15 protein-coding genes are annotated in these 14558 nt (G+C 68.8%); all 15 read left to right on the top strand.

Annotated elements, in window-relative coordinates; translation table 11 throughout:
- The first annotated feature begins 1 nt into the window (after position 1).
- From BLT45_RS15540 to BLT45_RS15470, 15 genes are read left to right on the top strand one after another with little or no spacing between them, the layout of a single operon-like run.
- Positions 2-256, top strand: a complete 255-nt coding sequence (locus tag BLT45_RS15540; protein ID WP_093302360.1) for an acyl carrier protein — start codon at positions 2-4, stop codon at positions 254-256.
- Positions 257-299: 43 nt separating this feature from the next.
- The gene (locus BLT45_RS15535) at positions 300-821 is read left to right on the top strand and encodes a COG4648 family protein (RefSeq protein WP_093303420.1); all 522 of its coding nucleotides are present in this window, start codon (positions 300-302) and stop codon (positions 819-821) included.
- Entirely contained in the window at positions 814-2496 is a 1683-nt protein-coding gene (locus BLT45_RS15530; protein ID WP_093302355.1) for an ApeI family dehydratase, read from the top strand. The genes BLT45_RS15535 and BLT45_RS15530 overlap by 8 nt, the downstream gene beginning before the upstream one ends.
- Positions 2486-3265: a glycosyltransferase family 2 protein gene (locus tag BLT45_RS15525; RefSeq protein ID WP_254771923.1), complete on the top strand. Its 780-nt coding sequence runs from the start codon at positions 2486-2488 to the stop codon at positions 3263-3265. The genes BLT45_RS15530 and BLT45_RS15525 overlap by 11 nt, the downstream gene beginning before the upstream one ends.
- Positions 3262-4206: an LpxL/LpxP family acyltransferase gene (locus BLT45_RS15520; RefSeq protein WP_093302344.1), complete on the top strand. Its 945-nt coding sequence runs from the start codon at positions 3262-3264 to the stop codon at positions 4204-4206. The genes BLT45_RS15525 and BLT45_RS15520 overlap by 4 nt, the downstream gene beginning before the upstream one ends.
- On the top strand, positions 4199-5740 hold the full coding sequence (locus tag BLT45_RS15515) for an HAL/PAL/TAL family ammonia-lyase (protein ID WP_093303417.1): 1542 nt from the start codon (positions 4199-4201) through the stop codon (positions 5738-5740). The genes BLT45_RS15520 and BLT45_RS15515 overlap by 8 nt, the downstream gene beginning before the upstream one ends.
- The gene (locus BLT45_RS15510) at positions 5730-6161 is read left to right on the top strand and encodes an acyl-CoA thioesterase (RefSeq protein ID WP_093302339.1); all 432 of its coding nucleotides are present in this window, start codon (positions 5730-5732) and stop codon (positions 6159-6161) included. Before BLT45_RS15515 ends, BLT45_RS15510 begins: the two co-directional genes overlap by 11 nt.
- Entirely contained in the window at positions 6158-6793 is a 636-nt protein-coding gene (locus BLT45_RS15505; protein ID WP_093302335.1) for an outer membrane lipoprotein carrier protein LolA, read from the top strand. Before BLT45_RS15510 ends, BLT45_RS15505 begins: the two co-directional genes overlap by 4 nt.
- Positions 6786-9158, top strand: a complete 2373-nt coding sequence (locus BLT45_RS15500) for an MMPL family transporter (RefSeq protein ID WP_093302330.1) — start codon at positions 6786-6788, stop codon at positions 9156-9158. The genes BLT45_RS15505 and BLT45_RS15500 overlap by 8 nt, the downstream gene beginning before the upstream one ends.
- Complete coding sequence (locus BLT45_RS15495; protein WP_093302325.1) at positions 9155-10387, top strand: NAD(P)/FAD-dependent oxidoreductase; 1233 nt, start codon at positions 9155-9157, stop codon at positions 10385-10387. The genes BLT45_RS15500 and BLT45_RS15495 overlap by 4 nt, the downstream gene beginning before the upstream one ends.
- A complete protein-coding gene (locus BLT45_RS15490) occupies positions 10375-10923 on the top strand; it encodes a DUF3261 domain-containing protein (RefSeq protein WP_093302320.1) in 549 nt (182 codons plus the stop codon). Before BLT45_RS15495 ends, BLT45_RS15490 begins: the two co-directional genes overlap by 13 nt.
- Positions 10920-12110, top strand: a complete 1191-nt coding sequence (locus BLT45_RS15485) for a beta-ketoacyl-ACP synthase (RefSeq protein WP_093302315.1) — start codon at positions 10920-10922, stop codon at positions 12108-12110. The genes BLT45_RS15490 and BLT45_RS15485 overlap by 4 nt, the downstream gene beginning before the upstream one ends.
- Positions 12107-12565 carry a hotdog family protein gene (locus BLT45_RS15480; RefSeq protein ID WP_254771922.1) on the top strand — a complete coding sequence of 153 codons (459 nt, stop codon included), beginning with the start codon at positions 12107-12109 and terminating at the stop codon, positions 12563-12565. The genes BLT45_RS15485 and BLT45_RS15480 overlap by 4 nt, the downstream gene beginning before the upstream one ends.
- Positions 12565-13299 carry a 3-oxoacyl-ACP reductase FabG gene (gene fabG / locus BLT45_RS15475; protein ID WP_093302304.1) on the top strand — a complete coding sequence of 245 codons (735 nt, stop codon included), beginning with the start codon at positions 12565-12567 and terminating at the stop codon, positions 13297-13299. Before BLT45_RS15480 ends, fabG begins: the two co-directional genes overlap by 1 nt.
- Positions 13296-14531 (top strand): beta-ketoacyl-ACP synthase, encoded by a 1236-nt coding sequence (locus BLT45_RS15470; protein WP_093302299.1) that lies wholly within the window; start codon positions 13296-13298, stop codon positions 14529-14531. Before fabG ends, BLT45_RS15470 begins: the two co-directional genes overlap by 4 nt.
- Positions 14532-14558 lie beyond the last annotated feature (27 nt).

The following is a 14558-nucleotide window of genomic DNA, read 5'->3' as shown; positions in this document are numbered from 1 at the left end:
GATGACCAAGAACGAACTCTTTGAACGGATCGTCACGATCCTGCACGACAGCTTCGAGATCGAACCGGCGCGTATCACGCCCGAGGCGAGGCTCTACGACGACCTCGACATCGACAGCATCGATGCGGTGGACCTGATCGTGCAACTCAAGCCGCTGCTGGGGCGGAGCCTCCAGCCGGACGCGTTCAAGTCGGTGCGCACGGTGCAGGACATCGTCGACGTGCTGTACGGACTGATCCGCGACGAAGCCGCCTGACGCAGGTCGCCCCGTGTCCCGGATTGGCGCGGCCATCTTCGTGATGCTGTCAGTGGCATATCCCCTGGTGGTGTACTGGGCGATGGGCCGCTTCGAGCCCCGCTGGCTGGCGGTGCTGCTGCTCGTGCTCGCTTTGCTGCGGGCCCTGGCGACGCGGCAGGCCGTCTGGCTGGCGGCTGCGGGCGGAGCCGCACTGCTCGCGACCCTGGCGACGGTGTTCAATGAAGCCCTGCCGCTGAAGCTTTATCCCGCGTTGGTGAACGCGGTACTGCTGGTGGTGTTCGCCACCAGCCTGGCGTTCCCGCCGTCGGCCGTGGAGCGCATCGCCCGGCTGACCGAGCCGGACCTGCCGCCGGAAGGCGTGGCCTACACGCGGCGGGTGACCCAGGTGTGGTGCATGTTCTTCGTCTTCAACGGCACGCTGGCGCTGATTACCGCCCTATGGATGTCCGACCGTGCATGGGCGCTTTACAACGGACTGATCGCGTACGTCTTGATCGGCGCATTGTTCAGCGTCGAATGGCTGGTGCGCCGGCGGGTGCGGGCGAGGCATTCGCATGGCTGAGTGGCATCCGCTCACCGAGGTGGCCTTGCAACCGCTGGCCGGGCGCACGTTCGCGCGCACCGGTGGGGCCCTGATCGACCACGCTTCATTCCATCGCGAGGTCCTGCGCTGGCACGCCGCGTTCGACGCGCTGCCGGGCCACGCGTTCGCGCTTCATTTCGATGACGCCACGCGCTTCGCCTCGGCGCTGTTCGGCGCCTGGCATGCCGGCAAGACCGTGGTGTTGCCGGGCGACGCCCTGTCCGGTACGCAGACGCGGCTGCAATCGCGTGTGGACGGATTCGCGGGCGATTGGCCCGGTGCGTCCGCCCTGCGTGAAAGCGAGGCCGGCGAGGGGCCGCTCACGCCCCTGGATCCGGACGCGACCCGGCTGGTCGTGTTCACCTCCGGCAGCACCGGCGAACCTGTGGCGATCGAGAAGCGTCTTCGCCAGCTCGATGCCGAAGTGCACGCGCTGGAATCCGCACTCGGTGAAGGGATGGGCGATGTCGCGATCCACGGCACCGTGTCGCATCAGCACATCTACGGCCTGCTGTTCCGCGTGCTGTGGCCGCTGGCGGCGGGGCGGGCGATCGTGCCACGGGCGTTCTTCCCCGAGGATCTGCTGGCGGCGATGGAGGGCCATGAGGCGATCCTGGTCGCGAGCCCCGCGCATCTGAAGCGCCTCCCGGCGCAACTCGACTGGCCCTCGGTGCGCGGCCGCCTGCGCGCGGTGTTCTCGTCCGGCGGTGCGCTGCCTGCGGAAGCCGCGCATGAGGTGGCGCGCCTGCTCGGCGTGCCGCCGGTGGAAATCCTCGGCAGCAGCGAGACGGGTGGCATCGCCTGGCGCCGCTGGGACGAAGAACAACCCGCCTGGAAGCCCCTGCCGGGCGTCGACTGGCGGCTGGCGGAGGGCGTGCTGGAAGTCCGGTCGCCGCATCTGGCCGAACCGGCGTGGTGGCGCAGTCAGGATCGCGCCGAGGCCGACGGCGCCGGTGGCTTCCGGCTGTTGGGCCGTGCCGACCGGATCGTGAAGGTGGAGGAGCGCCGCGTATCGCTGGATGCGCTGGAGCGCCAGATCCAGGCCCATCCCGCGGTCCGCGAGGCGCGTGTCCTGCTACTGGGCGGCCAACGCAGTGCGCTGGCGGCCGTCGTCGTGATGGACGCGGATGCTACCGGCGTGCCTGACGATGCCGCCGGCCGCCGGGCCCTGGCGAACACGCTCTCGCGCCATCTGGCCGGCGCGCAGGATGCGGTCACCCGGCCGCGCCGCTGGCGGTTCGTCCCGGCAATGCCGACGAACGCCCAGGGCAAGGTCACCGAAGCGGCGCTGACGGCGCTGTTCCGTCCGGAGCGTCCGCCGGCGCACTGGACGTTGCGCGAACCCGCGCATGCGCGCGTCGAGTTGCCGCTGGACGCATCGCTGGCCGTGTTCGAAGGCCATTTCGCCCAGGCCGCGATCCTGCCTGGCGTCGCGCAGTTGGACTGGGCCGTGCAGCTGGCGCGCGAGGTGTTTCCGTTGCCGGCGACGTTCCTGCGCATGGAGGCGCTGAAGTTCCAGCGCGTCGCGCGGCCCGGCGACCTGATCCGGCTGGATCTGGAGTGGCAGGCCGAACGCAGCACCCTGGTGTTCCGCTACGTGTCGGAACACGGCCCGCACGCCAGCGGGCGCGTGGTGTTCGCCGATGGGGAATGACGTCATGGCCGCGGCGAACGGGTTCCGTCCGCTCGTGGTGATCCCGGTCTTCGACCATGAGCACGCCATCGCGATGATGGTGGACGGCGTGCGGGCGTCCGGCGTGCCGTGTCTGCTGGTCGACGACGGTTCGGGGCAATCCTGTGCAGGCGAGCTGGATCGTCTGGCGACGCTGCATGCCCCCGACGTGACGCTACTGCGCCTGCCGGTGAACCAAGGCAAGGGCGGGGCGGTGCTGGCGGGCTTCCGCGAGGCGGGCGCGGCGGGCTACACCCACGTGCTGCAGATCGATGCCGACGGCCAGCACGACCCGCGCGACATCCCCGGCTTCCTCGAGGAAGCGCGCGCGCATCCGGATGCCGTCATCTGCGGTGTGCCGCTGTACGACGCGAGCGTGCCGAAGGGCCGCCTGTACGGTCGTTACCTGACCCACGTCTGGGTCTGGATCAACACCCTGTCGTTCACGATCCGAGACTCCATGTGCGGGTTCCGCGTCTATCCGCTGCCCCCGGTGCTGCGCCTGATGGACGAAGAGACCATCGGTCGCCGGATGGATTTCGACGTCGAAGTGCTGGTGCGGCTGTTCTGGCGCGGCATCGAAGTGCGCAGCCGGCCCACGCGGGTGACGTATCCGCTGGACGGCGTCTCCCACTTCGACGTCTGGCGCGACAACGTGCGGATCAGCCGCATGCATACGCGGTTGTTCTTCGGCATGGTTGCGCGCCTGCCGCGCCTGCTGGCGCGCAAGCTCGAGGGCGGGCGCGCGTGAGCGATCGTTCGCACCACTGGGCCGACATCGGCGAATCCACGTCCGTGCGCGGCATCCTGCTGTTGTGTTTCGTGCACCGCTGGCTGGGCCGTTGGCCGTTCCGGGTCTGCGTGTATCCCGTGGTGTTCGTGCACTGGCTGCTCAACGGCACCGCGCGCCGTGCGTCGCGCCAGTACCTCGCCCGCGTGCATGCCCATCTCGGTGTGCCGGCGCGACGGCCGGGCGCCTTGCAGAGCCTGTACCACTTCGCGGTCTTCGCTGAGACGCTGCTGGACAAGATCCTGGCGCTGGGCCAGCGCTACCCCGTCGACAAGGTCACGATGGAACGCCAGGGCGTGCTGGCCCGCGTGCGGGCGGGCGAGGGCGGCCTGCTGGTCACCGCGCACCTGGGTTGCCTGGAGTTGTGCCAGGTCATGGCCGACCAGGTGCCCGGATTCCGCCTTACCGCGCTCGTCCATACGGCGCATGCCGAACGCTTCAACCGGCTGATCCGGCGCCTCGATGCCGGAAGCAAGGTGGAGCTGCTGCAGGTCACCGACCTGGGTCCCGCCGATGCGGTGAAGCTGGCCGAGCGGGTGGCGCGGGGCGAGTTCGTCGCCATCGCCGGCGACCGCGTGCCGGTGCGGGGCGGGCGTTCGGTGAAGGCGCCGTTCCTCGGCCACGAGGCTCCTTTCCCGATCGGCGCCTATGTGCTGGGCGCGGCGCTGCGCTGCCCGGTGTTCACGATGGCCTGCACCCACGTCGGGGATGGCTACCGCGTGCGCTTCGAATCCTTCGCCGAGCGGATCGAACTCCCGCGCGGATCGCGCGACGAGGCGCTGGCGCGCTACGCTGCGCAGTTCGCGGCGTGGATGGAACGGCAGGTCCGCGATTCGCCGTACGACTGGTTCAATTTCTACCCCTTCTGGGATCAGGTAACGCATGACGCCCGCCATGAATGAATCCGCCGCGCCCGTCTTTGGCGACGCGCCCCTGCGCATCGAGGACGTCGTGGCGCTGTCGCAGCGCCGAGCGCCGCCCGTACTGTCGCGCGAGCCCGCGTTCCGTGCACGTATCGCCAAGGGCGCCGATTTCCTCGACCGCCTCCTGCACGAAGAGGGCGTCATCTACGGCGTCACCACGGGCTATGGCGACTCCTGCACGGTGAACATCCCGCCGGCACTGGTCGCCGAGTTGCCGCATCACCTGTACACCTACCACGGCTGCGGGTTGGGGCGTTTCCTCGACGCGACCGAGACACGCGCCGTGCTGGCCGCGCGACTGGCCTCGCTGGTGCGCGGCATGTCCGGCGTCAGCCTGCCGTTGCTGGAAGGATTGGAAGGCTTGCTGCGGCACGACGTGCTGCCGCTGATCCCGGCCGAAGGCTCGGTCGGCGCCAGTGGCGACCTCACGCCGCTGTCCTACGTGGCGGCCGTGCTGTGCGGCGAACGCGACGTGCTCCACGACGGCCGCATCCGGCCCGCGGCGGAGGCGCTGGCCGAGATCGGCCAGGCGCCGCTGACGCTGCGACCGAAGGAAGGCCTGGCCATCATGAACGGCACCGCCGTGATGACGGCGCTGGCCTGTCTGGCCTTCGATCGCGCCGAGTATGTCTCGCGCCTGGCCACCCGTCTGACCGCCTTCAACGTGTTGGCCAGCAACGGCAACGCCCACCATTTCGACGCGGTGCTGTTCGCGGCCAAGCCGCATCCGGGCCAGGCGCGTGTCGCGCAGCGCCTGCGCGAGGATTTGCACAGCGACCGTCCGCCACGCAATGAGCAACGCCTGCAGGATCGCTATTCGCTGCGCTGCGCGCCGCACGTCATCGGCGTGCTGGAAGATGCGTTGCCGTTCCTGCGCCAGTTGATCGAAACCGAACTCAACAGCGCCAACGACAATCCGCTGATCGATCCGGAGCGCGAGCAGATCCTGCATGGCGGCCATTTCTACGGCGGCCACATCGCCTTCGCGATGGATGCGTTGAAGAACACGGTCGCCAACGTCGCCGACCTGCTGGATCGCCAGTTGGCGCTGATCGTCGATGCCCGTTACAACCATGGTCTGCCGGCCAACCTGTCCGGTGCCACCGGGCCACGTGCGGCGATCAACCACGGCTTGAAGGCGCTGCAAATCAGCGTGTCGGCCTGGACCGCCGAAGCGCTGAAGCTGACGATGCCGGCGTCGGTGTTCTCGCGTTCCACCGAGTGCCACAACCAGGACAAGGTCAGCATGGGCACGATCGCCGCGCGCGACTGCCTGCGCGTGCTCGAACTGACCGAACAGGTGATCGCGGCCATGCTGATCGCGGCGCGCCAGGCGGTGGGCCTGCGCCAGCGCGTCGGCCTGCAGTCGACCTTGGGCGAGGCTCCGGCGGGGATGTACGAAGATCTGTGCGCGCGGATCGCCCTGGTCGAGGAAGATCGCGCCCTGGACGGCGAACTGCGCCAGCTGGTGGTCGACATCCGCGAAACACGCTGGAATGTCTATGCCGGTTGAGCCGCGCGAGGACCTGCGCATCGAGGTGGCGCTGGCCCCGGCGTTCCACGATTGCGACGCCATGCAGGTGGTCTGGCACGGGCACTACTTCAAGTACCTGGAGATCGCCCGTTGCGCCTTGTTGCAGCGCTTCGATTACGACTATCCGCAGATGCAGGCGTCGGGTTACATGTGGCCCATCGTCGATGCGCGGGTGAAGTACATCCGGCCGTTGCGCTATGCGCAGCCGTTGCGGGTGTCGGCGCGGGTGACGGAGTGGGAGAACCGGCTGAAGATGGAATACGAGATCCGCGACGCCGCGACCGGCGAGGTCCTGACCCGTGCGCATACGCTGCAGGTCGCGGTCGACGCGGCTTCAGGCGAGATGCTGTATCAGTGCCCACCCATCCTGTGGGAACGTCTGGGAGTCCCCGCGCCATGACGCTGCGCCGCATGTTGCTTCCCGTTCTGCTGGTTCTTCCTCTGGTTTCTGTGCCGGTGGCAGGCGCCACTGCCGCAGCCGATCCGCTGGCGCAGGTGCGCACGCAGGTCGCGCAGGTGCCCCTGTTGCGCGGAAATTTCTCGCAGGAAAAACAGGTCGCGGGTTTCCGCAATCCGCTGCGCTCCAGCGGACGCTTCGTGCTGGCACGCGAGAAGGGCGTCATCTGGACGACGGTCGCCCCGTTTCCATCCGAGATCGTCATCACCCGCGACCGCATCGTCAGCCGCCAGCGCGACGGCCGTGCACGGGTGGAGGTGGACGGGCGCCAGCAACCCGGGCTGCGTACCGTGAACGCGATGATGTTCGCCCTGATGAGCGGCGACATGAAGGCGTTGACCACGACCTTCGACGTGAAGAACGAGCCGGCCGAAGGCAAGGGCTGGCGGATGACGCTATCGCCGCGTTCGCGTCAGCTGGCGCAGGCGTTCACGTCGGTGCGCCTGGCGGGCGATCGCTATGTACGCGAGGTGGAATTGCGCGAAGCCAATGGCGATATCACCCGGCTGAGCTTCGATGGGATGACCGAGACGCCCGCGACACTGACGCGCGACGAGGCGGTCCGGTTTGACTGAGCCGCAGGAGCCGCAGGCAGCGGACCGCAGGCTGCGCGGATGGCGCTGGCTGGCGTTGGCGTGGCTGCTGGCGCTGGTGGGCGTGGCCTGGCACCAGTGGGGCTTCTGGCAGTCGCCGCGCATCGACAGCGACATCCTCGCCCTGCTGCCGCAGGATGCGGGCGATCCCGCGGTGGGCGATGCGACGCGCCGGATCGCCGGCAACAGTTCGCGCGACGTCGTCGTGATGCTCGGAGCAGAGGATTCTGAGGCGGTACTGCGCGCCCGCGATGCATTCGAAACCGTCGTCCAGGCATCCGCGCAGCGTGGCGTGGACCTGCTGGTGGCGGAACGTTCGCCGGAAGACTGGTTCGCCCAAGCGCGCGACATGCTCGCGCCGCATCGCGATCGTTTTCTGACGTCAGCGCAGCGGCAGCATCTCGAACAGACGTCGCCGGACGCCCTGGCCGAATCGGCGCTGGCCGCGTTGTACGGTCCGATGGGCGCGCCGCGCCTGACCGAGTGGCGCAGCGATCCGCTGGGCCTGTGGCCGCAGTGGTGGCAGGCCCAGGCGACGGCGTCCGGGATGGCGCTGGACGGCGATGGCTTGCTGCAGGCCGAAGACCGTCATTGGGCGGTGCTGCAGTTCACCCTGCGGGAGTCCGCCTTCAAGCTGGATGGCGAACGCCGCTTGCAGGATCTGCTCGATGGCGCATCTGCCGCGGCCATTGCCGCGGCGCCCAGCGTGAAGGTGTTGAAGGCGGGTGTGCCGTTGCATGCGGAATCCGCGGCGGTGCAGGCCAACCGCGAGGTCAACACCATCGGCTGGGGTTCGCTCGCCGCCGTGCTGCTGCTGGTGTGGTTGGCCTTCCGTTCGTTGCGGCCGCTGCTGCTGGTCGCGCTGTCGTTGCTGGTGGGTTGCGCGGTCGCGCTGACGGTCACCGTGCTCGTGTTCGGCAAGGTCCACCTGCTGACGCTGATCTTCGGCGCGAGCCTGGTGGGCGTGGCGGAGGATTACGGCATTCACTGGTTCGCGTCGCGGCAGGGCGAACCCAAGGCGCGCCGCTGGTCGCTGCTGCGCCACCTGCTGCCCGGGCTGTGGCTGGCGCTGCTGACCAGCGCGATGGCATATCTCGCGCTGGGCCTCGCGCCGTTCCCGGGGCTACGGCAGATGGCGCTGTTCTCGGTGGTCGGTCTGACGGCGGCCTTCTTCACGGTGATCTTCGCGTTCCCCTGGCTCGATGGCGGTGAGGTCCGGGCGACGGCGTTCTCGCGCTGGCTGGGCGGCACGCTCGCCGGCTGGCCGCGACTGGCCACCCGTCGCGGCGGCGTGGTGCTCGCCGCCGTGGTGCTGCTCATCGCAGTGCCCGGTTTGATCCAGGTACGCGGCAATGACGACCTGCGCAGCCTGCAGTCGTCGCCGCCCGAACTGATCGCCCAGCAGCGCGACGTGGGACGCCTGCTGGGCATGCCGAGCCCGGCGCAGTTCTACCTGGTGCAGGGGCGCGATGCCGAGCAGGTGCTCCAGCGCGAAGAGCAACTGGTCGCGCGCCTGCGCGAAGCGGAAACGAAAGGCCTGGTAGGCGGCCATCGCGCGCTCAGCGACTGGCTGCCGTCGCAGCGTCGGCAGGATGAGGATGCGGCGCTGACCGCGCGCGTCGAACGCGAAGTATTGACGCGTTTGTCCGCCGCCACCGGCGAGACGCTGGCGCGCGGCGAATTCGCAGCGCGATCGCTGAGCCTCGATACGTTCCTCGCCTCGCCGGCGGCCTTGCCGGTGCGCCATCTGTGGCTGGGCCAGGTGGGGCAGGGCATGGCCTCGGTGGTGATGGTCAACGACCTGTCTCGCCCGGATGCGCTCGCGACCTTTGCGGCCCAGGCCGACGACATCGAAGGTGTGCGCTGGGTCGACCGCACCGCGGATATCTCGCGCCTGCTGCAGCACTACCGCCGCATGATGACGGGCCTGCTGCTGGCGGGCGTGGTGGTCGTGTTCGGTGTTCTCGCCATCCGCTACCGCTGGCAGGCGTGGCGGGTGATCACGCCGACATTGCTGGCCGGCGTGCTGACCGTGGCGCTGTTGGGATGGCTGGGACAGCCTCTCCAACTGTTCAACGTACTCGCGCTGATGCTGTTGCTCGGCATGGGCATCGATTACGGCATCTTCCTGGTCGAACACCGGGGCGATGCCAGTGCATGGCTGGCGGTCTGCGTCGGCGCCGCCAGCACCTGGCTGTCGTTCGGCCTGCTGGGCCTGTCGGCGACGCCCGCGCTGCGCGCCTTCGGCCTGACCCTGTTGTTCGGCATCGGCCTGGTCTGGCTGCTGTCGCCCCTGTTCCGGCCTCCGCCGGACCACTCCCCCACGCATGGAAACACCGCTGCATGAAGACGGAACGCACTGAAATCCTGATCATCGGCGCCGGCCCTGCGGGCTCGGTCGCCGCGGCGATGCTGCGCCAGCAGGGCCGCAAGGTCCTGATCGTCGAACGCGAGCAGTTCCCGCGCTTCTCCATCGGCGAAAGCCTGCTGCCGCAGAGCATGGAATACATCCAGGCCGCCGGCCTGCTGCAGGACGTGGTCGAAGCGGGTTTCCAGTACAAGAACGGCGCCGCATTCGTGCGCGGCGAGCGCACCACCGAATTCGACTTCCGCGACAAGTTCTCGCAAGGCTGGGGCACGACCTACCAGGTCCAGCGCGCCGATTTCGACCACGTGCTGGCGAAGGGCGCCGAGCGCATGGGCGCCGAAGTGCGCTACCGCCACGAGGTGCTGTCGGCCGAACCGGGCGAGACGCCGCGCGTCACCGTGCGCGCGCCCGATGGCGAGGAGTACGTGATCGAGGCGGACTTCATGCTGGACGCCAGTGGCTTCGGCCGCCTGCTGCCGCGCCTGCTGAAGCTGGAGTCGCCCTCCAATTTCCCGGTGCGTGGCGCGATCTTCACCCATGTACGCGACCACATTCCCGTCGACGCCGGCTTCGACCGCAACAAGATCCTGATCACCACGCATCCGGAGCATGTGGATGTCTGGTACTGGACGATTCCGTTCTCCAACGGCTGCTGTTCGCTGGGCGTGGTGGCGGAGCAGCCGTTCCTCGACCGCTACACCGGCACCGAACTGGAGCGCCTGCAGGCCATCGTCGGCGAGGATCCGAACCTGACGCGGCTGCTGAAGAACGCCGAGTGGGCCGTGTTGCCGGTACGGCAGATCACCGGCTACTCCGCCAACGTGCGTTCGTTGTGGGGCCCGGGCTATGCGCTGCTCGGCAATGCGGGCGAGTTCCTCGACCCGGTGTTCTCGTCCGGCGTCACCATCGCGTTCAAGTCCGCGCAACTGGCCAGCGACTGCCTGCGGCGCCACTACGCAGGTGAGGCGGTGGATTGGGAAGCCGATTTCGCCGAGCCGCTGCGGGGCGGCGTGCAGACGTTCCGCCGCTTCGTGGAGTCGTGGTACGCCGGTGGCTTCCAGAAGATCATCTTCCACCCGGATCCGCAGCCCGACATCCGCCGGATGATCTGCTCGATCCTCGCCGGCTACGCCTGGGACAAGAAGAATCCCTACGTCGCCGAAACGCAACGCCGCCTGCAGGTGCTGGAGCAACTGTGCGGCGCTTGATCGCCGTGCTGCTGACCGTCCTGCTGACGGCCTGCGCGTCGCAGGCCTCGCGGCCGCCCGGCATCGTGTTGCCGCCGTTGCGGCTCGCGCCGGCGGCGCTGGGGCAGGACCTGGCGGTGCAGCAGCGCCTGGTGTTCCGCTTCGGGTCGCACGTGCGCGAACTCGATGCGTTGCTGGAAGTCGACGCGCAGGCGCTCCGCCTGGCAGTGCAGGCCATGGGCCGTACCGGCGTGACCCTGCAGTGGGACGGCGCTCAGCTGTCCGAGCAACGGGCGGCCTGGTTGCCGGCCGCGGTGCGCAGCGAGCGCGTGCTGGACGATGTGCAATTCAGCCTGTGGCCGGCCGAAGCCGTCCGCGCCGCGCTGCCGGCCGGCTGGACGCTCGCCGAGCACGGACAAACGCGCGAACTCAGCCACGAAGGACGCGTCTGGCTGTCGCGTGAACGCGTGAATGCGACCACGCTGCAGGTTCGCAACCTGGCCGATGGCTATGATCTGACGATCGAATCGGTGGCCGGCGGAGACGTGCTTCCTTGAGCGGCGACGCCATCTTCCTGAACGACCTCGGCATCGTGTGCGCGCTGGGCGCGGACACGTCGACCGTGCGCGAGGCGCTGTTCCGCGACGACGCGCCGGCGGGCGTGGCCCTCGACGATACGCTGATCGCCGGGCGCCGCCTGGCGCTGGGCCGGGTCGCGGCACCGCCGCCCTCGCTCGACCATCATCCCGTGCAGTTGCATGGACGCAACAACGCGCTGCTGCGTGCGGCGTACCTCCAGATCCGTGAGCGCGTGCAGCAGGCGATCGAGCACTACGGGCCGACCCGCGTGGCCGTGATCGTGGGCACCAGCACTTCCGGCATCGGCGAAGCCGAGAAGGCGATGGCGCACTGGCGCCAGCAGGGCGAATGGCCCGCCGGTTTCCACTACGTGCAGCAGGAGATCGGCGCACCGTCGCGTTTCCTCGCTGCCGAGGCAGGGGTTCGCGGGCCGGCGTGGACCCTGTCCACTGCATGTTCCTCCAGCGCGAAGGCGATGGCCTCGGCCGCGCGCCTGCTGCGTACCGGCGTGGTGGATGCGGTGATCGCCGGCGGCGCGGATTCGCTGTGCGAATTCACCGTGCGCGGCTTCATGGCGCTGGAATCGGTGTCTGCAGAGCGCTGCAATCCGTTTTCGCAGCATCGTCATGGCATCAATATCGGTGAAGGTGCGGCGCTGTTCCTGATGACGCGCGAGCCGGGCCCCGTGCGGTTGGCGGGGTGGGGCGAGACGTCCGATGCGCACCACATTTCCGCGCCCGCACCGGAAGGTCACGGCGCGATCGCGGCCATCGCGCAAGCGCTGGAGCGCGCGGGGCTGGAGGCGGGAGATATCGACTACGTGAACCTGCACGGCACCGCCACGCCGCAAAACGACGCGATGGAGAGTCGGGCGGTCGCGGCGGCCTTCGGCACCCGCGTGCCGGTCAGTTCCACCAAACCGTTGACGGGTCATACGCTCGGCGCCGCCGGTGCGATCGAGGCCGGCCTGTGCTGGCTGGCGATGGTCGACAATCCCGGTCATCGCCTGCCGCCGCACTGGTGGGACGGCGTGCGGGATGCGGACCTCCCGCCGCTGGCATTCGTCGCCCCCGGCGAACGCGCGTCGGGACCGCTGAAGCATGTGCTGAGCCAGTCGTTCGCGTTCGGGGGCAGCAACGCCGTGCTGGTGTTCGGAGGGGCATGAGGATGGACGTGCTGTACGACATCGAACGCGTAGTCCCGCATCGCGGGACGATGCGGCTGGTCGACCGCCTGGTGGCCTGGGACGAGGACACCGTGACCGTCGAGCTGCGCGTGCCGGAAGAAGGGCCGTTCAGCCACGACGAAGGCGTCCCGGCCTGGGTGGGCGTGGAGTACATGGCCCAGGCCATCGCGGCGTGGGCCGGCTGCCATGCGCGCCGCGCCGGCCGTGAACCCTCGATCGGGTTCCTTCTGGGCACGCGCCGCTACGAAAGCCGGGTGACCTGGTTCCGGGCCGGGGCATTACTTCGGGTGGAGGCGCGGCGCGAGCTGCTGGGCGACAATGGGCTGGGAATGTTCAGCTGCCGGATCCTGGGGGACGGCGAAGAACTGGCAACCGCCAACGTCTCGGTGTTCGAACCGCCAGACGCGATGGCCTATCTGGAGAGCGTGCAGTAATGAGGGGAGAGACAACGGTCCTGGTCACCGGGGGGAGCCGGGGCATCGGCCGGGCGATCGTGCTGCGGTTGGCGCAGGATGGATTCGACGTGGTCGTGCATTGCCGCAGCCGGGTGGAGGAGGCCGAGGCCGTCGCTTCGCAGGCGCGCGCACTCGGGCGCGACGCCCGCGTGCTGGCCTTCGACGTGGCCGACCGCACGGCCGCAGCGCAGGCGCTCGAGGCCGACATCGCCGAGCACGGCAGCTACTACGGCGTGGTCTGCAATGCAGGCATCGCGCGCGACACCGCCTTTCCCGCGATGAGCGGCGAGGATTGGGACGCCGTGCTCCGCACCAACCTCGACGGCTTCTACAACGTCCTCAATCCGCTGGTGATGCCGCTGGTGCGCCGGCGCAAGCCCGGCCGCATCGTCACGCTGTCGTCGGTGTCGGGACTGGTCGGCAATCGTGGGCAGGTCAACTACAGCGCGGCCAAGGCCGGCATCATCGGCGCGACCAAGGCGCTGGCGCTGGAACTGGCCAGCCGCGAGATCACCGTCAACTGCGTGGCGCCCGGCCTGATCGATACCGAGATGGTCAGTGGCGAAGTGGTGGACGAGGCCTTGAAGATGATCCCGATGAAGCGCGTGGGCAAACCGGAAGAGGTCGCGGCCGTGGTGTCGTTCCTGATGTCGCCGCAGGCCTCGTACGTCACCCGTCAGGTGATCTCGGTGAACGGAGGGCTGGTCGGATGAGCCGCATCGATCGACGCGTGGTGGTCACCGGCGCAGGCACGATCAGCCCGCTGGGACATGACTGGGACAGCGTGCACCTGCGCCTGCGCGAGTGCCGCAATGCCGTGCGCCACATGGAGGATTGGGACAAGTTCGAAGGCTTGAACACGCGGCTGGCCGCGCCCGCCGAACCGTTCGAGCTGCCCGCGCACTACAACCGCAAGACCACCCGCAGCATGGGCCGCGTGGCGGTGATGGCGGTACGCGCCACCGAGCTCGCGCTGGAGCAGGCGGGACTGCTCGGCCATCCGGTGCTGAAGAGCGGCAAGGTCGGTGTTTCGTACGGTTCGTCGGCCGGCAGCCACGAAGCGATCGGCGACTTCGGCCGCATGCTCAATGCGTACACGACCGAAGGCATCAATGCCACCACGTACCTGAAGATGATGAGCCACACCGCACCGGTGAACATCGGCGTCTTCTTCGGCCTGACCGGTCGCGTCTATACGACGTCCAGCGCCTGCACGTCGGGCAGCCAGGGCGTCGGCTGCGCCTACGAGGCGATCCGCAACGGCAAGCAGGTGGCGATGATCGCCGGCGGCGCCGAGCAGCTGGATGCCACGGCAGCGGCGGTGTTCGACACGCTGTTCGCCACCAGCGTGCGTAACCACGAGCCGGAGAGCACACCGCGCCCCTTCGATGCGAATCGCGACGGCCTGGTGCTGGGCGAGGGCGCCTGCACGCTGGTGCTCGAGGAACTGGAGCATGCGCTTGCGCGCGGCGCGACCATCCTCGGCGAAATCGTCGGCTACGGCACCAACAGCGATGGACAGCATGTCACCCAGCCCAGCGCGGACACGATGGCGCAGGCGATGCGCCTCGCGCTGGAGGATGCGGATCTGTCGCCCGATGCGATCGGCTACGTCAATGCGCACGGCACGGCGACCGACCACGGCGACATCGCCGAGACGGCCGCCACCGCGGCGGTGTTCGGCAACCGCATGCCGATCAGCTCGTTGAAGAGCTACGTGGGCCACACGTTGGGTGCGTGCGGCGCCTACGAGGCGTGGATCACCCTGCAGATGATGCGCGAGGGCTGGTTCGCCCCCACGCTCAACCTGGAGACGCGCGATCCGCGCTGCGCCGACCTGGACTACATCACGGGCGAGGGCCGGGATCTGCAGACGGACTACGTGATGAACAACAACTTCGCCTTCGGTGGCATCAACACGTCGATCATCTTCAAGCGCTGGTGATCCACGGGCAGGGGTGCCCGACCGGCG

Source organism: Pseudoxanthomonas sp. CF385, from assembly GCF_900104255.1.
Lineage (GTDB): Bacteria > Pseudomonadota > Gammaproteobacteria > Xanthomonadales > Xanthomonadaceae > Pseudoxanthomonas_A.
Note: the sequence above shows the minus strand (reverse complement) of the source record. Positions and strands in the feature narration are given on the sequence as shown.